The sequence below is a fragment of the Nannocystis sp. genome, from assembly GCF_016714285.1.
Classification (GTDB): Bacteria; Myxococcota_A; Polyangia; order Nannocystales; family Nannocystaceae; genus Nannocystis.
Genome location: NZ_JADJNN010000020.1, coordinates 158192 through 179174 on the forward strand (window position 1 = coordinate 158192; position 20983 = coordinate 179174).

Annotated in this window: 19 protein-coding genes and 4 pseudogenes; 7 read left to right on the forward strand and 16 right to left on the reverse strand. The window is 71.5% G+C overall.

Going from position 1 to position 20983, the window contains the following annotated elements; all coding sequences use genetic code 11:
- Positions 1 to 433: 433 nt before the first annotated feature.
- The gene (locus IPJ59_RS27760; RefSeq protein WP_293274034.1) at positions 434 to 610 is read left to right on the forward strand and encodes a helix-turn-helix domain-containing protein; all 177 of its coding nucleotides are present in this window, start codon (positions 434 to 436) and stop codon (positions 608 to 610) included.
- A gap of 88 nt (positions 611 to 698) precedes the next feature.
- Here the strand turns inward: IPJ59_RS27760 and IPJ59_RS27765 are convergent, their stop codons facing one another.
- From IPJ59_RS27765 to IPJ59_RS27795, 7 genes and pseudogenes are all read right to left on the reverse strand, one after another.
- Entirely contained in the window at positions 699 to 983 is a 285-nt protein-coding gene (locus IPJ59_RS27765) for a hypothetical protein (RefSeq protein ID WP_293274035.1), read from the reverse strand.
- 111 nt (positions 984 to 1094) lie between these two features.
- A complete protein-coding gene (locus IPJ59_RS27770) occupies positions 1095 to 1307 on the reverse strand; it encodes a hypothetical protein (protein ID WP_293274036.1) in 213 nt (70 codons plus the stop codon).
- Positions 1304 to 2380, reverse strand: coding sequence for a class I tRNA ligase family protein (locus IPJ59_RS27775; RefSeq protein WP_366524703.1), 1077 nt, complete (start codon positions 2378 to 2380; stop codon positions 1304 to 1306). Before IPJ59_RS27775 ends, IPJ59_RS27770 begins: the two co-directional genes overlap by 4 nt.
- An 85-nt stretch (positions 2381 to 2465) precedes the next feature.
- Positions 2466 to 2852: pseudogene (locus IPJ59_RS38200) on the reverse strand (class I tRNA ligase family protein); the annotation flags it as partial.
- A gap of 64 nt (positions 2853 to 2916) precedes the next feature.
- A complete protein-coding gene (locus IPJ59_RS27785) occupies positions 2917 to 3426 on the reverse strand; it encodes a hypothetical protein (RefSeq protein WP_293274038.1) in 510 nt (169 codons plus the stop codon).
- A gap of 142 nt (positions 3427 to 3568) precedes the next feature.
- Complete coding sequence (locus IPJ59_RS27790) at positions 3569 to 4351, reverse strand: lytic transglycosylase domain-containing protein (protein WP_366524704.1); 783 nt, start codon at positions 4349 to 4351, stop codon at positions 3569 to 3571.
- Between the two features lie 274 nt (positions 4352 to 4625).
- Complete coding sequence (locus IPJ59_RS27795) at positions 4626 to 5603, reverse strand: tetratricopeptide repeat protein (protein WP_293274040.1); 978 nt, start codon at positions 5601 to 5603, stop codon at positions 4626 to 4628.
- A gap of 491 nt (positions 5604 to 6094) precedes the next feature.
- Here IPJ59_RS27795 and IPJ59_RS38205 point away from each other — a divergent pair.
- Positions 6095 to 6217: pseudogene (locus tag IPJ59_RS38205) on the forward strand (3-hydroxyacyl-CoA dehydrogenase NAD-binding domain-containing protein); the annotation flags it as partial.
- Positions 6218 to 6390: 173 nt separating this feature from the next.
- Here the strand turns inward: IPJ59_RS38205 and IPJ59_RS27800 are convergent.
- Positions 6391 to 6615 carry a hypothetical protein gene (locus IPJ59_RS27800; protein WP_293274041.1) on the reverse strand — a complete coding sequence of 75 codons (225 nt, stop codon included), beginning with the start codon at positions 6613 to 6615 and terminating at the stop codon, positions 6391 to 6393.
- 403 nt (positions 6616 to 7018) lie between these two features.
- Here IPJ59_RS27800 and IPJ59_RS27805 point away from each other — a divergent pair, with 403 nt between their 5' ends.
- Both IPJ59_RS27805 and IPJ59_RS38210 read left to right on the forward strand, forming a co-directional pair.
- The gene (locus IPJ59_RS27805; RefSeq protein WP_293274042.1) at positions 7019 to 8242 is read left to right on the forward strand and encodes an enoyl-CoA hydratase/isomerase family protein; all 1224 of its coding nucleotides are present in this window, start codon (positions 7019 to 7021) and stop codon (positions 8240 to 8242) included.
- Positions 8243 to 8274: 32 nt separating this feature from the next.
- Positions 8275 to 9421 (forward strand): annotated as a pseudogene (locus IPJ59_RS38210) (thiolase family protein); the annotation flags it as partial.
- Positions 9422 to 10300: 879 nt separating this feature from the next.
- On the opposite strand, the gene IPJ59_RS27820 reads toward IPJ59_RS38210, so the two are convergent.
- The 4 genes from IPJ59_RS27820 to IPJ59_RS27835 form a co-directional block, all read right to left on the reverse strand.
- Positions 10301 to 10429, reverse strand: coding sequence for a hypothetical protein (locus IPJ59_RS27820; RefSeq protein ID WP_293274045.1), 129 nt, complete (start codon positions 10427 to 10429; stop codon positions 10301 to 10303).
- 679 nt (positions 10430 to 11108) lie between these two features.
- Positions 11109 to 11243 (reverse strand): hypothetical protein, encoded by a 135-nt coding sequence (locus IPJ59_RS27825; protein WP_293274046.1) that lies wholly within the window; start codon positions 11241 to 11243, stop codon positions 11109 to 11111.
- 435 nt (positions 11244 to 11678) lie between these two features.
- Positions 11679 to 11813 carry a hypothetical protein gene (locus tag IPJ59_RS27830; RefSeq protein WP_293274047.1) on the reverse strand — a complete coding sequence of 45 codons (135 nt, stop codon included), beginning with the start codon at positions 11811 to 11813 and terminating at the stop codon, positions 11679 to 11681.
- Between the two features lie 460 nt (positions 11814 to 12273).
- On the reverse strand, positions 12274 to 12471 hold the full coding sequence (locus IPJ59_RS27835; RefSeq protein ID WP_293274048.1) for a hypothetical protein: 198 nt from the start codon (positions 12469 to 12471) through the stop codon (positions 12274 to 12276).
- 567 nt (positions 12472 to 13038) lie between these two features.
- Between IPJ59_RS27835 and IPJ59_RS27840 the strand changes: the two genes are divergently transcribed.
- Positions 13039 to 14613 carry a hypothetical protein gene (locus IPJ59_RS27840; RefSeq protein ID WP_293274049.1) on the forward strand — a complete coding sequence of 525 codons (1575 nt, stop codon included), beginning with the start codon at positions 13039 to 13041 and terminating at the stop codon, positions 14611 to 14613.
- Between the two features lie 663 nt (positions 14614 to 15276).
- Here IPJ59_RS27840 and IPJ59_RS27845 read toward each other — a convergent pair.
- Positions 15277 to 15615, reverse strand: coding sequence for an amino acid permease (locus IPJ59_RS27845; protein WP_293274050.1), 339 nt, complete (start codon positions 15613 to 15615; stop codon positions 15277 to 15279).
- A gap of 486 nt (positions 15616 to 16101) precedes the next feature.
- Here IPJ59_RS27845 and IPJ59_RS27850 point away from each other — a divergent pair, with 486 nt between their 5' ends.
- Both IPJ59_RS27850 and IPJ59_RS38220 read left to right on the forward strand, forming a co-directional pair.
- Positions 16102 to 17124 carry an enolase C-terminal domain-like protein gene (locus IPJ59_RS27850; protein ID WP_293274051.1) on the forward strand — a complete coding sequence of 341 codons (1023 nt, stop codon included), beginning with the start codon at positions 16102 to 16104 and terminating at the stop codon, positions 17122 to 17124.
- A 309-nt stretch (positions 17125 to 17433) separates the two neighbouring features.
- Positions 17434 to 18849 (forward strand): annotated as a pseudogene (locus IPJ59_RS38220) (AAA family ATPase); the annotation flags it as partial.
- Between the two features lie 418 nt (positions 18850 to 19267).
- Here the strand turns inward: IPJ59_RS38220 and IPJ59_RS27855 are convergent.
- From IPJ59_RS27855 to IPJ59_RS27865, 3 genes are all read right to left on the reverse strand, one after another.
- The gene (locus IPJ59_RS27855; RefSeq protein WP_293274052.1) at positions 19268 to 19597 is read right to left on the reverse strand and encodes a hypothetical protein; all 330 of its coding nucleotides are present in this window, start codon (positions 19595 to 19597) and stop codon (positions 19268 to 19270) included.
- A gap of 277 nt (positions 19598 to 19874) precedes the next feature.
- Positions 19875 to 20156, reverse strand: a complete 282-nt coding sequence (locus tag IPJ59_RS27860) for a hypothetical protein (RefSeq protein ID WP_293274053.1) — start codon at positions 20154 to 20156, stop codon at positions 19875 to 19877.
- Between the two features lie 447 nt (positions 20157 to 20603).
- The coding region (locus IPJ59_RS27865; protein ID WP_293274054.1) for a hypothetical protein at positions 20604 to 20983 on the reverse strand (380 nt) is incomplete at its 5' end.

Below are 20983 nucleotides of genomic sequence, written 5' to 3' on the forward strand. Positions count from 1 at the left end.
ACCCGCCCGCCGCGCGCCGCCAGCCACGCCTTCGCCGCGAAGATCAGGTCGTCATCCACGGCCCCACATCGACCACCTGCCGTCAGCGAGAAGCAGGCCCGCAATGACCCACCACCAGCCCGCGGCCGCGGCTCAAGCCCTGAACCGCCGGCTCCCCGCCTCCCGGCCGGCACTTCCGCCAGCCGTAGCGCGACGAGCGACCCGTCTCCCACTGCTGCTCCGGGCTTCTCCACCGCCCGACCCTCGCACACGCGCTGCAGGCCCGTGACCTGAACAAATCACCAGATCTTCGGATCCGGACGATCCGACTTCGGCAAGGCCGGTGCCGGATCCGGCAACAAATTAGCCGGAAATGCGCCGCTCGATCCGACTTCCGCTACGTTCGCGGCGGCCGTCCCGGCCGATCACCGCCCACCTGACGAGGAAGCCTCCAGTGGAGATCTCCATCAAAGACGCCGCCGGAGCTGCTCGGCAGAGCGAGCGAACTGTCCGCCATATGGCCCAGACGGGCCGCCTGCCCGCCCGCCGCATCGGCTCGCGCTGGCTCATCAATCAAGACGACCTCATCGCCCGCAAGGCCGCCGGTGTCGGCAACGAGCAGCGACGATGACCGCGACATCGACGACACGGCCGACGCCTGACCCTCGCGGCCGGAACTCGACGATGACATGAATGATGACGAGTCCCCGCGCAGGCCGTCACGCCAGCACGTCACCGTGAATTTCTCGCACGCCCTCCCGCGCCGGCGTGGCCTCCTCGGTCCGCGCAGGCTCGACAGCTTCCACATCGCCACCGATGTCCTCGCCGAGCTCGGCGAGCTCCGCCGCACGGTCAAGGACGCCCCGCTGCTGCGCGACGCCGAGACCCACCTGCGCGAGTTCCTGCAGCTCTTGGCGGACGGCTGCCACGCCGACCTGCACACCCGCCGCGACCGCTTCCGTGGAGGCCCAGTCACGCGCCTGCGCCGCGCTGACCGACCTCATCCACTTCAACGTCAAGCAGGCCGAGCCCGACCCCGGCCCGCTCGGCGAGCGCCTCGAGCGCGGAGCTGATCGGCTCGCTGCGCGTGCTCCTCGGCGAGACCCAGCGCCACCTCAGCGTGCGCGGCCGGGTCCACCCGCCGCCAGGATCATCCCCTCGCTCATACCGCCGGCCATCTTGCGCGGCTTGAGATTGGCGAACACCACCACCCGCTTGCCGATCAGCTGCTCCGGTGTGTAGCTCAGGGCGATCCCACTGTAGATATTGCGCACGCCGAGCGGCCCGAGGTCGACGCTCAGCTGCAGCAGCTTGTCCGAGCGCTTCACCTTCGTGCAGGTCTGCACGACCCCGACCCGCAGATCGACCCCAGCATACGCTCGGTCTTCTCGGCCCAGCTCGGCAGCACCGGCTTCAAAATGGCTGCCACGATCTTGCTCGCCTCGATCGCCGCGCTGCACACCGCCCGCGCCCGCTCCGGGTCGCTGCTCGCCAGCTTCCACGGCGCCGCCTCGGTGACATACACATTAAAATCCTCTGCGATCTCGATCGCCAGGCGCAGCGCCTTCGCCGACTCGAACTCTCGATAGAGCCCGGGCACCTCGGCCAGCCGCGCCCGCGCCCGCGCGAGCAGCGGCGCCGCGTCGGCCGGCGGCGCCGCCAACCGGGCTCCCAGCCGCTGCTGCACGAACTTCACGCAGCGACTCGCCAGGTTGGCCGCCTTGTTCACCAACTCCGCGTTCACCCGGTTGGCGAAGTCCTCCATGCTGAGGTCGATGTCGTCCTGCTCCGTCCCCAGCTTGGCCGCGAAGTAGTAGCGCAGATAGTCCGCCGGCAGATGCTCGAGGTAGGTGCGACCGAGGATGAAGGTCCCGCGGCTCTTCGACATCTTCTCGCCGTTGACCGTCAACCACCCGTGCACCTGCACCCGCGACGGCGCCGTGTAGCCGGCCGTGTGCAGCATCGCCGGCCAGAACAGCGTATGAAAATACACGATGTCCTTGCCGATCACGTGCACGATCTCGGCGTCACCGCGCCAGTCCTCGTTCACGTCGCGGCCGTGCTCACTGCACCACTTCTCGGTCGCGCCGATGTAACCCACGGGCGCATCGAACCACACGTAGAAGAACTTCTTGCCGTCATACCCGGGAATGGCGAACCCGAAGTAGGGCGGATCTCGCGAGATGTCCCAGTCACGCAGCCCGTCCTCGACCCAGCGCATCACGTAGTTGCGCACCGTCTGCTGCAGCTTGGCCCCGCCATTGAGCCACGCCCGCAGCGCCGCCTCGTGCTGCCCGAGCGCGACAAACAGGTGCTCCGAGTCGCGCAGCACCGGCGCGGTCCCGCAGATCGAGCAATGCGGGTCCTTGAGCTCGGTCGGCGCGTAGGTCGACCCGCACACCTCGCAGCTGTCGCCGTACTGATCGAGGGCCCCGCACTTCGGGCACTGCCCGCCGCACGAAGCGGTCCGGCAGGAACATCTGGTCGTGCGGGCAATACAGCTGCGTCGTCACCCGCGTATGGATGTACCCGGCCGCCTTCATCGCCGCGAAGATGGCCTCGGCGTGCCGCTGCGTCTCCGGCGAGTGCGTCGTGTAGTAGATATCCGAGCCGATGCCAAAGTCGCGAAACACCGCCGCGTGCTCCGCGTGCGCCCGCTCGATCAGCGCCTCGGGCGTGATGCCCTCGCGGCGCGCCCGCAGCTCGATCGGCGTGCCGTGGGTGTCCGCCGCCCACATGAAGATCACGTCGTCGCCGGCGAGCCTGCGCGCCCGCACGTAGACGTCCCGTCTGGATCGCCTCGAGCAGGTGCCGAGGTGGATCGACCCGTTGGCGTAAGGGAGCGCGGCAGTGACGAGGACGCGGCCAGACATCGCCGCGCGTATAACACTCAAGAGCCCACCCGGTAAACAGCGCCCACACGCGGCGCGCCCGCGCCTAGCCGCCGGTCTGCCCGAGCGCCTCACGGCTCGCGGCGATCTGCGCCTCGAGCCCCTCGAGCTGCTCGAGCAGCGCCTTCGCGGTCGAGCAGCGCCGCTCCATCTGCGCCACCAGATCGCCGACCTGATGCGACAGCACCTGGATCAGCTCGGGCAGCACGTCCACCGCCGAGTGCCGCAAGGTCCGCGGCGCCGACAGCAGCGGCGTCACCGTGCCCGCCGTCTCGGACGCCAGCGCAACCTTCGACTCGAGGATCTTCACCGTCTTGATGCACAGGTGATATTCGCTCTGGATCCGCAGGTAGCCGAGGAACGCCAGCTCGATCACCCGCTTCCCGTCGCGGCCGATGCTCATCGTCTCCGACAGCGGCCGCGGGTGCACATAATCCATGCCGATCATCAGACGCGAGAGCGCCTTGTCGATCGCCGATATCAGGCCGTTGAGTTGGTCGGATCCCTCGTTCAAGCGCCGCGCCGCCTGTCCCAATTGATTGAGCCGTTCGTTCATCGCCATGAGTCCTCCCGGAGCCCGTCAGGGCGCGCCAGGGCCGTCAAGCCCCAGCGTCACGCCACCGTAGACCCACCGCCTCCCCGCCACAAGCCCTCGCGTTTCACGCCCCGCGACGCGCATCCCCGCGCCGACGGGCGCGTCAAAAGTCGATGTTGGCCTCGACCTGCGTCTCCACCACGTTGGTCCAGCGTGGCAGCGCGCCGCGGTACATCAGCTCGTACGCCGCCTGCACCTCGAGCACACGACGCGTGTAGTTCGCCGTCTCGCGCAGCGGGATCTCGGCCACGAACACATCGAGCTCGAGCGCTTGCCCACCGCCCGAGCGATCAGACTTGGCCTTGATCCACCGCTCGACGTTGAAGGGCCCGCCGTTGTAACTGGTGTACGCCATCGCCGCCTGGCCGTGGAATTTGGTCAGCAGCTCGTCCAGGTAATAGGCAGCCAGGTGCACGTTGGTGTCGATCTCGAACAGCGCGTCCGTGTCGGCCAGCGTCTCGCCCAGGCGCGCCGCCAGCAGCTCCCCGGTGTTCGGCATGATCTGGATCGCCCCGCGGGCGCCCACCGACGACACCGCGTGGCGGCGAAACCGCGACTCCGTGTACATCAGCGACCATAGCTGCGTCGGGTCGATCTCGCGAAGCGCCGCCTCGCGCTCGACCGTGCTGCGATACGCCCGCGGGTGCCAGCGCCGGGATCGCCGCCCCGTGACGCGCCGCCAGCCCCGCGAAGGTCGCCCGCGCCTGCGCTGCGCCGGGCGCCGCAGCTGTCTCGGAGGACATGGGTGAAAGGACAGGTAACGGACCCGGGTCCTCACCGAGGTCAAGCAGCCGCTGCCGCGCCTGCAGCCCGTAATAGTCCATCGGCCCCGCCGCCGCGACCGCGCGCAGCAGGGCCACGCCCTCGGCCCGATCCTCCGCCGCACTCACCAGCAGGCGCCCGCGAAAGTATCGCGCCACCGTCACCTGCTCGCCGCGCAGCTTCTTCTCCAGCGCCGCGAAGGCAGCGATCGCCGCCTCGCGCTCCCCGAGCCGAAGCTTCAACCACGCCGCCAGCCACGGCCGATCGCCACGCAGCCGATCCTTCGCGGGTAGGCGCTCGAGCAGCGCCTGCGCCTGCGCGTAGCGGCCCCGCGATAGGCCTGCTCGATCGCCCCGGCCAGCGCCGCCTTGCCGCGCCGCCGCGGCGTCCGGCCTGCGTCAGCCACAGCGTGATCGCATCATCGCATCGCCCGCACGATCGAGGGGCCCGCGGCAGATCGTCGCGCAGGTCCGCCGACGGACTGGCACGATACAGTTGCTCGAGGTCCGCCGCCGCCTGCGCGAAGTCCCGCTGCCGCGTCGCCGTGAACGCCCGCGAGCGCAGCACCACCGGCGAAGCCCCGCCGGCGTCTTCGGATCGACCAGCAGACCATCGAGCAACGCCCGCGAGGCCGCGAAGCGCCGCAGGTGCCGCGCGCGCATCGCGCGATCGAGCTGCTCGTGCGCCGACCAGCGCGGCGGCTTGCCAGCCCCGACCAGCAGCGCCTCGGCCCGGTCCGCGACAGCGGTCCCGCAGCGATCGATGGCCGTCCGTCGCAGCGCCGCCAGCCCCTCGCCCGACTTGCCCGCCCGCAGCAGCGCCTGCGCCCGCAGCAGCTCCAGCTCACCCGCCCGGGGATGCTCCGGATACGCCTTCAACACCTCCGCCAGCGCCTTCACGGCCTGCGTCGCCGCCGACCTCCGACCGCCCCCCTCGCCCTCCACGGCCGCCAGCGCCTCCGCATGGGCGACCCGCAGCACCGCGAGGTTGCGCACGGGCTCGTGCTTCATCGCCTTGCGCCACTGCTCCGCCGCCTTGCGCCGCAGCCCGTCAGCCTCGGGGCGCGGCAAACCCTCCGCACGCGCCTGCGCCAACAAACTACGCGCATACTCGTCGAGGAGCAGCTCGCGCGCCAACCCGGGCGGCGCCACCCGACTCTCGACGAGCGGAGCCAGGGCCGCGCTCGCCAGCGCAGCGCGCCCGGCCGGTCGCTCCGCACACGCTCCCCGCAGCATCCCCTGCGTGAACCATTCGGGCGACCCGGACACCGCCGGCACCTGCCCCGAGAGCGCCACCAAGGCCGCATCGAACTGCCCCGAACCCAGCAACACCGCCGCGTCGCGCTCCGGCTCCACCGTCGCTGGAGCGGCCGCCACCGGCGCCTCGGGTCGCGCCTCGGGCCCCGGTGTCCACCGCGCCGATCGCCGGGTGCCTGCTGCGCACGCCTCGTTTTCCTGACCGCGGTTCGACACGCCAGGAGCCCGGCGGCCAGCAGCCACCCGCCCCATCGCGGCCGTCGCGAGTCGCCTGACATCACCGTCAACGCTACCACGTACGCCGCACCGCTCCGATTTTCTCACCAACCGATCGCCCACGGATGGTCTACCCTGCCGCCCCGTGAGTGTCGCCGTCGTCCGCCCGTCCATCACGGCCACGGTGCTCGGCGCTGGCACGTGGGGGCGCAGATCGCCGCCCACCTCGCCAATGCGGGCATCCGCACCTTCCTCCTCCGACATGGTGCCGCGGATGCCGCGTCGGCCGCGCGGCTCTCAGCTAACCCTGGCGCCCTCGGCGCCCCTGCAGCAATGCTCAAGGCCAAACCCGCCGCCTACCCAAACCGAGACCGCGGCCCGCTCACCCCGGCAACCTCGAGGACGACCTCGAGCGCGCCTGCGCAGCCAGTGACCTCGTGATCGAGGCCGTGGTCGAGCGCCTCGACATCAAGCAGGCCCTCTTCACCCGGGTCGCCGCCGCCGCCGGCCGCACGTGATCTCACCTCCAACACCTCTGGCCTCGGCATCGGCGCCCATCGCCGAGGCCTGCCGGGCCGCCCGCGCACTTACTCGTCGGCCTCCACTTCTTCAACCCGCCGCGCTACAGCCTGCTCCGAGGTCGTGCCCTCGCGCCACGGCGACCCGGCGATCGTCGACGAGCTCGCCACCTTCAGCGACCGCGTGCTCGACAGGCGTCGTCCTGTGCCACGACTCCCCCCGCTGTCAGCGGCAATCGGGTCGGCACCGCCGAAATGCTGCTGACCTTCACCACCACCGCCGCCGGCGACTTCCACGTCGAGGAGGTCGGCCTCCTGAACGGGCCGCTCATGGGCCGCCCGCGCACCGCCAGCTTTCCCGCCCCGGCGACCTCGTCGGCATCGACGTCGTCGGCCACGTCATCCACAACCTCGCCGCCGTCCTCAGCGGCGACCGGCCTCGCCAGACTTCGACGGGCTCCACGGCCTCGCCGGTCGTCCCGCCGGTGGTCCACCGGCATGATCGGGCGCCGCTGCTCGGCGACAAGGACCAAGTCGCTTACTGTCCGCAAGGCCGGCAGGCCATCCAGACCCTCGTCCCCACCCTCAGGAGTACCGCGACAACCAGCACGCGCCGTTCCCCGAGCTCGCTGAGGTCGCCACGATCCCGCGACCTCGGCAAGCGCGTACCCACCGGCCCTACGCCCCCAGCCGCGCCGGCGGATCTGTTACTACGCAAGAGTCTACCTCCCGCTCTTCAACTACAGCGCCGCCCGCGTCGGCGTCATCTGCACGGCACACCCCAAAGAGATCGACGACGCCATGTGCTGGGGCTACGGCTGGCAGCAGGGCCCCTTCGCCCTCATGGACGCCGCCGGCGTCGCCTGGTGCGCCGCGCAGCTCAGCGCCATGGGCCTCGAGCCCGCCCCGGCCCTGCGCGAGCTGGTCGCCGCCCAGGGCGACGCCGCCCGCTGGTACGCCGGCCGCCCCAGCGCCCCCACGATCTTTGTCCCCGGCGCGGGTGCACGGGCCATCCCCACCCCCGCGGGCATGATCAGCCTCGCCGCCGCCAAGGACGCCCGCGGCGAGCTCCACAGCAACAAGACCGCCAGCCTCATCGACATCGGCGACGGCATCGCCTGCCTCGGGGTTCCGCGGCAAGATCGACGTCCTCGACGGCGGCGCCGTGACCATGCTCGCCGAGGCCCGCCCGACCCTCGCCCGCATCGGCGGCGGCGTGGCCTCGTCATCGGCAACCAGGGCGACAACTTCTGCGCCGGCGCCGACCTGCGCACCGTCCTCGCCGCCGCCGAGGCCAGGAACTTCGTCGCCCTCGAGCGCGCCGTCGCGGCCCTGCAAACCGCCCTCATGGACCTGCGCCACGGCGAGCTCCCGGTCGTCGTCGCCCCCCACGGCCTCACCCTCGGCGGCGGCGTCGAGGTCACCCTCCACGGCGACGCCATCGTCGCCAACAGGATCTACATGGGCCTTGTCGAGATCGGCGTCGGCCTGCTCCCGGCCGGCGGCGGCCTCAAGAGATTACCCGCGGCTCGTGCGGCCGCCCCGAGGCCTGAGGGGCGACCCCTACCCCTTCATCCGCCGCGCCTTCGAGCGCCGCCGCCGGCAAGGTCTCGACAGGCGCCGAACCGCACCCTCGGCTTCCCTCACCCGGGCGACACCGTCGTGTTCCACCGCGCCCGCGTCGTCGCCGAGGCCAAGCGCCGCGCCGTCGGCCTCGCCGAGGCCGGTTACGTCCCGCCCGACCGCAACGCCGCCATCTCGCTCATCTCCACCGGCCGCGGCGAACTTCCGCTGGTCCGTCGACGATATCCTGCGGCGGGGCCAGCGCGTCACGGCGCACGACCAGAAGATCGCGGGCAAGGATCGCCGACGTGCTCTCGGCGGCGACACCTCCGCTGCGCTGCCCGGTCGACCAGCCCAACGGATCCCTCGAGCTCAGGCGCGAGGCTTTCCGTATCCTGGTCGCCGGACCCGAACGCCGCAACGCGCATCAGCACGCTCGGCGGCAAGCCGCTACGCAACTGACGGCCCTGCAGCGCCGACGGAGGAGACAGCCGATGCGCGAAGTAGCCATCGTTTCATCGCCCGCACGCCCTGCGGTCGCGCCCACAAGGGCGCGCTGCGCGACACGCGCCCCGACACGTTGGCCGGCCTGGCGATCGCCGAGGCCTTTCGGCGCTGCCCGGGCCTCGATCCCCGCCGCATCGGTGACGTGATCCTCGGTTGCGCGATGCCGGAGGGCGAGCAGGGCATGAACGTCGCGCGCATCGCCGGCTTCCTCGCCGGGCTGCCGGCGGAGGTTCCGGCGCTGACGATCAACCGCTTCTGCTCCTCCGGGCTGCAAGCGCTGGCGATCGGCGCCGGCAGCATCGCGCTCGGCGGCAACGACGCGATCATCGCCGGTGGGGTCGAGTCGATGAGCATGGTGCCGATGGGGGGCAATAAGCCCTCGACCCATCCGGAGCTCTTCGAGCGCTATCCCGAGGCCTACACCAGCATGGGGATCACCGCGGAGAACGTCGCCCGCCGCTTCGGCGTCAGCCGCGAGCAGACCAGTTTCGCCTACACCAGGCCACGCAGCGACCCGCCGGCCGCCGCATGACCGCCGGCCGCTTCGACGCGCAGCTGGCCGGACGACCACCGTCACCACCGACCGAGGCACCGGTGACCCTGCGCCACGATGAGACCGTGCGCGGCGACACCACCCTGGAGGCGCTGGCCAAGCTCAAGCCCGCCTTCGCCAACGAGGGGTCCGTCACCGCTGGGAACGCCTCACCGCTTAGCGATGGCGCGGGCGCCGCAGTGCTGATCGAGCGCCGCGCGGCCGACAAGCTGGGCCTGCGACCGCTCGCGATTTTTCGCCGCTTCGTCGCCGTCGGCGTCGCGCCCGAGCTGATGGGCATCGGCCCCGTGCCGGCGATTCGCAAGCTGCTCGCCGGCGCCGGGCTGCGCATCGGCGACATCGACGTCTTCGAGCTCAACGAGGCCTTCGCCGCCCAGGCCTGCTACTGCGTGCGCGAGCTGGCGCTCCCGCCCGAGCGCGTCAACCCGAACGGCGGGGCGATCGCGCTCGGCCACCCCCTCGGCGCCACCGGCACCAACCTCACGGCCAAGCTGCTGCACGAGCTCGAGCGCACGGGCGGGCGCTGGGGTGTGGTCAGCATGTGCGTGGGCGGCGGCATGGGCGCCGCCGGGCTCTTCGAGCAGCTCGATCTTTCCTCGAGATCAGGCACCTGTCCGTTCGGACGTGGCAATCGCGCGGGCGCAGGACCGAAAGGGCCCCGCCGCCCGCGCTTTCACCGTGCCCCGCCGGACGGCCAAGCCGCCCGGTGCTCTTGCGCGGCATCGACAGCGAAAGTGACAGTCATCGCGCACCGAGCTGACCTTCAAGACATGTCCCAAAGCATGAAGAGACAGCGGTCAGTTCGCCTCCAGGCGCCTGAATTTCCGCGAATTCACGATCCTCGCGCCGCTTCGCCAGCACATTGCGACGAGCGCCGGCACGCGGACATGCCCTGCGTTCACCCGCGCCGCGCGCCCCGGCGCCGCGCGATCGACCACCAAACCGCCTCCTTCGCCCCGCGCGGCGATACCCAGCGCCTCGCCGCCCCCAAACCACCGGGTTCGTCTACATACGTTCGCTGGCACAAACGCCGCGCGACAATTTGGTTTGACATCCATCGCCAATCGCCGCATACACTGATATCGCATCGTCAGCATCGTGACGGCTCCCCCCGAGCCCGAACCGCTGACACCTCACGCAAGCGCTGCGCGGGTTTGCCACGGTTTCATCGTTCCCCCTCAGTGGGGGCAACAACAACAGGAGGGTCCCGACCGAAGGTTCCAATCGTTGTTGAGGCGCAAGGCGGACACGGTAAGAGGAACCGTGACTGCAGAGCGGGCACGGAAGAGGAACCGTGCCCGCTTTTTTAGCGCCCGCGATCCGCCTTCGGCGCGCCAGGCGGCCCAACACGCGGTCTGGCCCCAGGAGCATGTCCTCACTTGGACTCCCCTACCGGGGCCATCACACCTGCATCTGGCTGGCCGACCGTGTCCCGGCTGGGCCGGGGCCGAAGATCCGCCTCACTGCAGCTGCAGCGTCATCGTGTACGCGCCCGACCCGCCGGCCGACGACACCCGCCAGGTGTAATAACCCGCGCTCCCGCTGTAGCTCACGGCCTCCTGGTTCGTCGGCCCGTCCGACTTCGCCACCTGCAGCCACTACCAACCCACTAGAACAGCTCGGGGTCAAGTCCGCCGGGACCGGCCGGTCAGGCACCCATTGTTGCCTTCGCCCCCCCGACCAGTAGTAGCTGTTCCGGCTGCCCACTTCGTCGCCCCGTTACCGCCCAGGCTGCCCGCGCGGCGTGCCCGTACACGCCACCGCCGCCGCCGCCGCCGCCGCCGCCGCCGCCGCCGCCGCCGCCATTGGGCGCGCCGCTTCGGCACACCACCGCCGTCGAGGCCGCATGCCGTCGCCGTCTCCCCAGCCGCGCTGGCCACAGCTCCGCCGCCGCCTTCGCGGTCGCTTACGAGCGTCCTGGAAGGTCGCGTTGCTGCCCGGATACTCCGTCAGCGCGCGATAGAAGATCGCCGCCGACATCGATCCCAGGCGCCGGCACCTCGGTGTTGAGTGTTGCCGCGCGGATGTCTGCCACCCGCCGTCAGCAGATGGAAACGCCGCAGTTGGGTTGGCGATCCCCGAGTTGAGGTACCCCGCCGTTATCGTCACCCCCAGTGTAACGCTCCGGGTAATAATCATAGGACTGCCCGTCGCGGTCAGGTTGTTCATATGGCGCAGCGCGTCGCCCGGCGTCCCGGGGTCAGATCGTCTCCGCCAGGTTCCAGGTCGCCGCCCGCCCGCCGGCGCCGTAAGCGTCGCCGCGCCAACTCATGGTGTCCAGTACGCCTCGTTGAGCGCCCCCGACTGGTTTTGATAGACAAGGTTCGCCTCGTACTGCGTCACCGCGTGGGTCAGCTCGTGGACCACGATGTCCGCGTCGCGCGAGAAGCTGCCGGCGTACACCCCGTCGCCGTCCGTACACCCGTCTGCGACCCGTCCAGAAACGGTTCACATTACTTCATACCCGTAATTGCACCGTCGCGTGCAGCGTCGCCCCAGCCCGCATTGGAGGAGTCGCGCCCGGGAACTTGCGCCTTATGCGAAGTTTGTAAGTCAGCCCGGCGAAGCTGTACCACGCGTCCTGGGCCGACGCGTCGTTCGGACTCCGCCCTCGGCGATCGGCTGCCCCTGACCGGGCGGCTGCTGGCCCCCACCAGCCGTGTACAAAACGCTGGCCCAGTGATGCTTCGGATGGCGGGCGACCAACGCCCGCTCACCGCGTCAACAAACACCTGGTCGCGCTCCTCCCCGCCTCCACATACTGCACCTCGCGCTCCAGGCCAGGTGCGCTGGATCGGTGACCACATAAACGGGGTCCGGCACGTCGACGCTCACGGCTTACGCCCCCAGCCCGTCGGCACGCCGCTCACCGCCACCACTCACCTCGACCACCGGCTCCGTCGCCAGGTCCTCGCCCGCCACAAAACGCCCCGTGACCGCCTGCACCCGCCCCGACACCCCGTCGGCGTGCACCGTCAGCTCGCCGCCCACGGCGCTCGTGAATTACTGCTGGGAGCGCACGTGCACCATCCGACTCATCACTGCGGCTGCGCGGCGGCTCCAACTCGCTGTCCTCGGACATACGAAACGCCGGCCCCGCCCGCGCAAGAACTCCGCGACCGCCGCCTGCCCTCGCCCATGGGCATCAACCCCAGGTCCCCCGTCAGTAACCCGGCACCCCGTCCCCCCGGCGAGCACCTGGTCGACCCCCCGGAACCGCTGCAGCGCCGCCTGCTGGCCCACAGCAGCGCCCCGGACGCCGGCCTGGCCAGCGCCGCCGCCAGGTCGCCTCGTCGACCACGAAGCTGGTCCGAGCCCCATCTGCCCCGGACTTTCGCCCCCACACCTCAGCCTGACCGGTAGCGGAGTCCTGCATCAACGTCCGCCGCCCGCCCTCACCACCACGACCACCCGCGTAAAGTCGATCAGCCCCTCAAGAAAAGGCAAAACGCACCGCCTCCTCGCGCAGGTCGAGCTCCAGCAGCCCCTCCGGCGCCAATCCCTCGAGGTCGGACGCGGTCACGACCCGCTCCTCACGGGCGAACACCTGCTCCCCTCCACCTTCATAACAGGCGCTCAGGAGGGCGGCAGTCAGGACAGAAGCGACGATTCCAGCGGTTCGCAGCAGCATCGAAAAACTCCTCGCAGGCGCTCAGGGCCACACAAATGCCACTGGCAGATGCGTGCACCCTGGCCCGTGGACCAGGTTCGGTTCGGTGAGATGGACACCTCGCACTCGGCGAGGAGGGGTCAGCACAACCCCGATGGCGTGAGCACCATAGGCAACAGTCAAGCTCGCAAACAATCCCCCCACGACCAGAAAGTCACACCCATCCAGACCCGCGACTCCCCGCACGGACCCTCCACACACCTCCCGCACCCGGGGTATCACGTGAACCCGCTTACTGACTTTCTTTAGCGGACCGAATACGCTGCCCCACGCCAGCTCCACGCTCCCACCTACATGTCCACGAGAACCCTGAGTGCCGCTGATTTTCGTGGGGTTCACTACACATTTTCCGTCTATTGAACTCAGTTCAATCCGTACCCGCAAGAGTCGCGGCGGGGTGGATGCTGCGCCTCGCCGCCCCAGCGATTTTTCACCGCCAGGGATCTCTCCCTCGACCCTCTCCGCGTAATCAGTGCGCGCGTCCCCAGGTTCCTTGCAACAGTCCCCGGTCCGGCCAGACCCCCGGCCATGCCCAGCACCCGCCTCGCCCTCGCCCTCCTCGCCCTCCCCGCCTGCGTCGCCGTCGACCCCACCACCCTCGAGCTCCAGCCCGCCCTGGAACTCAGCTGCCAGCACCCCGATGCCTGGTTCGAGGGCATCTACCCCACCCCGTCCGCCCCCAGCCACCTCACGGCGGCACCCGCCGCCACCCGTACCGCCCGGCCCCTCCCGCCGCCCTCCTCCCCGCGACCCGCTGGGATGGCCCCGCCAGGCAGCGCCACCTGGCCGCCTGCGCCGACGCCTGCGTCGGCTCACCAGACCGGCTTCCTCTACCGTTGCCCCGACACCGGCTGGCGGGTCACCGCCGGGCCGACCCTCGCCCCGCCCCCCGCGCTCCTCCCGGACCCCCTCACGCCCGACGCCTGCTACCCCGACTCGGCCTGCGCCGCCGCCTTCGCCGCACCGATCGGCCTGGCCCTGCGCGGCCCCTCCGCCCTCGCGGGCCCCACCGACCACACCGCCCGCGCCGACGCCCACCTGGCCCTCAACCTCCCTGGAGCCCAGGTCCGCCACCCCCTCCACGCCCGCGCGCCAGCTCCAGCGCCGGCGCCTGCGACCACCGCTCACTCGGCTTCCTCGCCACCCCTCACCCTACGACGACGCCGGCGCCCGCAGCCGCGCCCGCCTCCGGCCTCGTCGACCTCGCCGTCACCCGGTCCTCAGACCCTCGGGCTCGAGCTCCTGCGCCCCGCCCTCGCCGACCTCGATCCGGTCACGGGCACCCTCAGATTCCCCGCCAGCGCCCTCGGGCTGCGCATCAGCTCGCCATCTCCGCCGGCAGCCAGATCGACCCGGCCCGCGCCAGCTCCGCTACGCAACCCGCCGCCGATCCACGGCCGCCTCGCCGACGGCGCCCTCACCCTCGCCGCCGAGTTCCCGCTCGCCAGCCTCGGCGGCGCCCGCCTCGACCTCGAGCTCCAGCCCACCGCCCACCCCCCGATCGCCGATCTCACCCCCCAAAGCCCCCTCCGGGCCGGCCCGCTCCCGCAGGACCCGCACGCCCCCAGCCCTCTCCACCGCCCGCGACCCGACGACGACCTCGCCTCGCTCATCTGGGTCGTCGACGGTATCGGCACGCCCGCGATCTCCGCCGGGCGGGCACGACGCCTGGCCCTGTGGGTCGCCGACCGCCCGCGGCGCGCCCTCGCCCGCTCCCCACCCGCAGCGTCCACGTCGAGGGATGAATCTAGCGCACCCGCCGCCTTTCACAATCAACGCTCGACAGCCCTCCGCCAACCACAGCTCGAGCTCCGCCACCACGCTCCCCATCGCCTGCGACCGCCTCGCCATCTCGGCGACAGACCACCTGCGATCGCGCCGCCCACACGACACCAGCGGCTCCATCCTCCTCGCGCCGCCGATCCTTCGCCCTCCCCGGCGGCGACGTCCGGCGAATCGAACAGCACCACGAACATCAGCAGCGGGCCTCCTCCGCCCACGCTCTCCGCAGCTCCCCACCGCCGCCTCGGCCGCGCCACCACCACAGCGCATCGCCCCCGCGGCCAGCGCGGCCTCATACCGCAGAGATGCGTGCCCGCCTGACCCACGAACACCCACGCCCCACCGGCTCGCACTGCGCGGCGACAAACCGCCTCGTCGCCGCCCACCAATTCGCTCTCGCTCACCTTATTCGCCGCCTGCAACGCCCGCCGGGACCACCCAAATACCGGCACCCCACCAGCAAGATCCCCACGTCGACCGCAAACACCGCGGCTGCTGACCGCGCGGCTGATCAGCGAAACAACGACGCCGCCAGAAGCCAACAGCGGCACCACCGGATAGCCCAGGTCCGACCACGGTCGCGCCCGCTCACCCTGGGTCCCTTCCCAGCGCAGGCACCGCCGCCACCAACAGCGCATAAACGGCCGGATCCCGATCACGGGGTGCTCCGTCAGCTCGGCGAAGCTGCGCACCGACACAAACACCACCCCAGGCGCCACAGAACAGCACGATGCTCCCCGTCGGCGTCCCATAACGCGGGTGCACCTTCGCCAGGCGCGGAAGAAAAACCGGTCCTCCGCCATCGCATGGGAACACCCGGGGTCCGGTCATCATCGACCCGTTGAGCGTCCCAGAGGTGCGGCCCACCACCGCCGCCGCGATCAGCGTCACCGATCGGCCCGACCAACGCCGCCGCCCGTTCGGCCCGCGGTGGCGGCGAGTTCACCATCTGCTCCATCGGCACCACGCGCAGGTACACGAAGTTCACCGCGAGATAGGGCCCGACCACCGCCCCCGTCGAGGATGAACACATAGGCGGCGTCGCTGCGGATCGCGGATCTCCCGCTCCACAAAGCCGACGTCGCACCAGCCGTCGTACGCCCACAGGATCGCGATCATCCCCAGCACAAACGCCGGCAGCTCGGCCCGCTCGATCACCGTGTGCACCGGCAGCTCCCCCGGCACCAGCAAGAGCCCCAGCGCGATGAGCCCCAGCAGCGCCCCCACCTTCAGCACCGTGCTCAAATTCTGGACCACCGCCCCAAATTCGACCCCGCGCCGGTTGATCGCCCCCACCACCACGATCATGGCGATCGCCAGCACCTGCGCCCGCGACAGCGAGAGCCCGCCGGCGCGCGCAGCGTCTCCGCGTGATCTGCCGATCACCCGCCGCATACTCCGACGACGTGGTGGCGATCGCCCCGTACGCCGCCGGCCGCAAGATCGCAGCTCCGCCCAGCCGAACAGGAACGCCGGCAGGCGGAACCTCGCGCACGTGCGTAGATCACGCCGCTGCGCGTGCGTACTCGCCAGCTCGGCGAAGGTCAACGCCCCCGCCAGCGCCACCACCCGCCGCCACCCACGCCAGCGCGAAGCTCCACCTCGTCGATGTGGTACGCGATGCTCGCCGGCGTCCGAATCCGCTGCCGATCGTCGACCCGATCAGCACCGCCACGGTGCTCCAAAGCCCCAGCTTCCGCGGCAGCCGCTCACCCCATGGATCTGCCGCCGCCGCTTCGCCCATCGCCCCAGCGATACAACATTTCCCGCCCGCCCCCAAGCGCGAGGACCTGCTAAACGTGACCTGCGATGGAGCACGAGGCCTGGATCGTCCCGCTCAAGCTGCGCCACCCCTTCGGCATCTCCCGCGGCACCGCCAGCGAGCTGCCCACCGTCCTGCTCCGCCTCGGCTCCGGTCCGCACCTCGGCCTCGGCGAGGCCGCCCCCGTCCGTTACCTCGGCCACCGCGCCCCGGACCTCCTCGCCGACCTCAGCGCGCTCTGCACACGGCTCCCCGAACCTGACCCAGGGGACATGTCCCGGGGTTCCCCGCCAGCGCCCCCGCCCGTGCGCGCCGCCCTCGACGTCGCCCTCTGGGATCGCAGCGCCCGGGCCGCTGACCGCACCTTGCGCGCCGAGCTCGACCTCCGCAGCCCGCCGGTCCTCGCCACCACCGCCAGCCAAACTTCTTACACCATCGCCCTCGACACCCTCGAAGCCATGGCGGAGCGCGCCGCCGAGGCCAGCCACCTCCCGCAGCTCAAGCTCAAGCTCGGCCGCGATCCCGCGTTCGACCGCGAGGCCCTGCTCCGGGTCGCCGCTGCCGCCCCGCACGCACGCCTGCGGGTCGACGCCAACGGCGGCTGGACCTTCGCCGAGGCCCGGACCCTGCTACCGCTCTTCCACGCCCACGGCGTCGAGTTCATCGAGCAGCCACTCGCCCGCGGCCAGCTCGCCGCCCTCGCCAGATGCGGCGCCGCAAGCCCCTCCGCTCTACGCCGACGAGGACGTCAGGGCCCCGAATCGCTGCTCGCCCTGCGTGTCTGCGTCGACGGCATCAACATCAAGCTCATGAAGTGCGGCGGGATCTCGCCCGCCCTCGCCGCGATCGCCACGGCCCGCCGCGAGGGCTGGCGCGTGCTGCTCGGCTGCGCGTCGAGCCGCATCGGCCTCGCGGCCGCCGCCAGCCTCGCCGGGCGGGTCGATGAGCTCGACCTCGACGCCCACATGCTCACCCTGGACGACCCCGTTCCGCCTGGCAGCCAGCGCGAGCTCTCGCCGGGTCTACCCGCCTGGCCCGGCCCCGGCCTCGGCCTGCCGACCCGCTGGTAAACGGGCCCTTCGAGCGCGATCGCCACAGCCCTCCGTCTGGGGCCCTCGCCCCCCGCGACAGGCCGCCATCCCACACTAGACGCCGCGATTGCGGCATTTTGCGCGGGCGGTCTTGGCTCGCCGCAGCGCCAGCGTGGCATACTCGCCCCTCGCTTGAACACCGACGATCCCCACCGGCTGCACGCGACGGCCCCAAGTGATCTTGGGTCCGCATCAGGCACGTGGTCGGACCCCGGGATGCTGCTCCCCGACGGCGCCCCGCGCCGCCTCGGCCGCTACGAACTCCTGCGCCGCCTCGGCTCTGGCGGCATGGGTGTGGTGTACGCCGCCCTCGATCGCGAACGCGACCGGCGAGTCGCCCTCAAGACCCTGCAAGCTCGGGCCGTGGCCTCTACCGCCTCAAGCACAGGTTCCGGGCCGCCGCCAGCGTCATCCACCACAACTTGCTCGTCGCCCTCTACGAAGCTCGTCTCCGACGCCGACCAGTGGTTTCATCACGATGGAGTACGTCGAGGGCGTGCGCTTCGGCCACTATGTCCCGCACGGACACCTCCGAGCAACCCGACGACTTCAGGCACGGCGTCGGCGTCCACGATCGCTGACAGCGTCACCGGGCGACGCGCGCCCTGCCGCTCCGCCCGGAAGCTCGACGAGACCCGCCTGCGCGACGCCCTCGCCCAGCTGGTCACCGGCGTCACGCGCTCCGCCGCCGGCCGGCAACCCCACGGCCTCAGGTCCTCAACGTCCTGGTCGCCGCAGCGGCCGCGTCGTCATCCTCGACTTCGGCCTCATCAGCGACCGCGGTCCGGCGCCGTCGACGCCACCCTCGAGCGGCGGCATCCTCGGACCCCGGCGTACGCGTCGCCCGGAGCAGGCCGCCGGCCACGCATCGTCACCGCCGCGAGCGACTGGTACGCCGTGGGTGTGATGCTCTACGAGGCGCTCACCGGCCGCCTCCCCTTCATCGGCACCACCCTCAAGATCCTCGCCGCCAAGCAGCAGCACGACCCGCTCCACGTCCACGAGTTCGCCCCCGCCGCGCCCGCCGACCTCGCCGACCTGTGCATGGGCCTCCTGCGCCGCGACCCCACCGCCCGCCTCACCGGCACCGACGTGCTCGCCCGCGCCGCCACGGCAAAGGGCGCCCCGCTGCCCGCCGCCCGCCGGGCCGCCTGCACCAGGCGGCGCTCATCAGCCGCGACGACCTGCTCGCCGCCCTCCACGACGCGACGCCAGCAGCAAAGGCGCCCCGTCACCGTCTATGTCCACGGCGGCTCCGGCATCGGCAAGACCGCCCTCATCGACCACTTCCTCAGCTCGCTGCGCCGCGACGCGCCCGAGGCCCTGGTCCTGCCGGCCGCTGCTACCGAGCGCGAGACGGTCCCCTCAGGCCTTCGACTCCGTCGTCGACTCGCTCACCCACTATCTTCGTCGCCTGCCGCAGGTCAGGGGCCACCGCGCTCATCCTGCCCCCGCGACGTGACAGGATTGACCCGCCTCTTCCCGTGCTCGCGCGTGCAGCTCGTCGCCGACGCCCCGCAGCGCTGTTCGGCTGGCCCCGATCAATCAGGAGGCCCGCCGTCGGGCCTTCCGCGGCCTCGGGAGCTGCTCGCCCGCATCGCCGACCGCCGCCCGCTGGTCCTGCGCATGGCCGACCTGCAGTGGGGCGACGAGGACAGCGCCCGCCTCCTCTCCGACATCGTCACCCCGCCCGACGCCCCCGCGCTCCTCGTGATCGGCTCCTACCGCAGCGACGAGGGCGCCGCCTCGCCGATGCTCCGCGAGCTCGCCCGCCTCTACGAGGCCCCGGCATGCGCGGCGACGTTCGGAGCCTGTTCATCCCGCCCCTCGGTCACAAACAGGCCGAGGAGCTCGCCCCTGCTCCACGTCGAGGCCGCAACGACGGCCCCGCCCTCGCCGGGCCGCCGCGCATCGCCCGAGGTCCGAGGGCAACCCGCTGTTTGTCGAGCCGAGCTCGTGCGCCACGACGAGGACTGCTCGCGCCGCCTCGGCGACCGCGCGAGATCTCGCTCGAGCAGATCGTCCTCCTGCCTCCGACGGCCTCGCGGAGGCCGCCGGGCGCCTGCTCGGTCGTCGCCGTCGCCGGCCACCTGGTCCAGAACCTGGCCTTTGCGACCGCCGGCTACTCGGCGAGGCCTCCGCGCTCGGCATCCTCCGTTCTCAGCACCTCGTGCGCACCCGCAGACGGACCCGCGACGCGGACGCCATCGAGTGCTACCACGACCGCGTCCGCGCCACCGTCCTGGCCGAGGTCGTTCCGCAGCAGCTCGTCATCCACCGCCGCCAGCTCGCCCTCGCCTTCGAGGCGCGAGGCGGCGACCCCAGGTCCGCCCACCACTTCAACGCCGCGGGAGCCTGCGACCGCGCCGTGCACTTCGCGTGCATCGCCGCCGAACGTGCCGCGGCCGCCCTCGCCTTCAACCGCGCCGCCGAGCTCTACCGCCTCGCCCACGCCTGGACCGACCCGGCCACGCCCCGTCACCACCTCCTGCGCCTGCGCGCCGACGTCCTGGTGCTCGCCGGTCGCTGCGGTGAGGCGGCCCCGCTCTACCTCGAGCCGCCGCCGGCGAGGAGGTCCCCCCTCTCCCTCGAGGCTGCGTCGCCGCGCCTGCCGAGCAGCTCCTCGTCAGCGGCCGCATCGACGAGGGCGTCAAGCTGCTGCGCCCGGTGCTCGGCAAGTCGGCCTCTCGTACGCACGCCGACCCCGAGCCGCGCCAACATGTCGATCATCACGGGGTCGCGCAGCCCGGCCTGCGTGGCATCAGCTTCCGCAGCACCGCCGAGGCCGACATCCCCGCCGCAGAGCTGCTGCGCCGACGTCCTGCCTCCTCCGCCGGCAAGGCCTCGCCTTCGTCGACCCGTCCGCGGCTACGGCTTCCGTCCTCCACGGCCTCCTGCTCGCCCTGCAAGCCGGCGAGCCGCGCCGCATCGCCCCGCAACCTCGCCTTCGTCGGCATGATGATGATCTCGCGCGGCACCAACAACTCCGTCTCGCGCGGCACGACCTTCATCAAGGAGGCCCGCAAGATCGCCGACAACCTCGGCGACCCCTACCTCGTCGCCCTCACCGACATCATCTCCGGCGTCGCCCAGTTCACCCTCGGCCGCTGCAGCAAGCCTCGGGTGCTCGAAGCCTGGCCTCCTCCTCCTCCACGAGCGCTGCGCCGGCGCGGCCTGGGAGGTCTCGATCGCCCAGATGTCCGCCCACCGATCGATCATGATGATGGGCCAGATCGGCGAGCTCGCCTCCCGCTCGCACGCCTGGCTGCGCGAGGCCGAGGACGCCGGCGACGTCTACGGCGAGGTCTGGGCCTGCCTGTTCTCCGGCGCCGCCCTGCTCGCCAGCGACGACGTCCAGGGCGCCCGCGACCGCGTCCACGCCGCGATCCGTCGCTGGTCGCAGGACGGCTTCGCTTCCAGCACATGCTCGCCCTCGTCATCGAGACCTTCTGCGACCTCTACGAGGTCCTGGCGACCGTGCCACAACCCGGCGACTCTCGGAGCAGTGGGCCGCCGTCGAGGGGCTCGCACGTCGCCTTCACTGGCAGTTCCTCCGCATCTTCGGCCTGCAACTGCGAGCCGCTGCCGCCCTGGCCGCCGCGCGCGAGCAACCCCACGCCGAAAATGTCCTGCTCGCCGCCGCCGAGCGCGACGCCAGCCAGCTCGACCTCGACGGAAGAACCGCCGCGACTCGGCGGCAGCCGTAGCTGATCGCGCCGGCATCGCGGCCAGAACCGGCGCCCGCCGCGGGCCATCGTCCACCTCGACTTCGCCATCACCGGCTTTGACGCCGCGAACACGGCCCTCCACGCCGCCTGCGCCCGCCGACGCAAGGGCG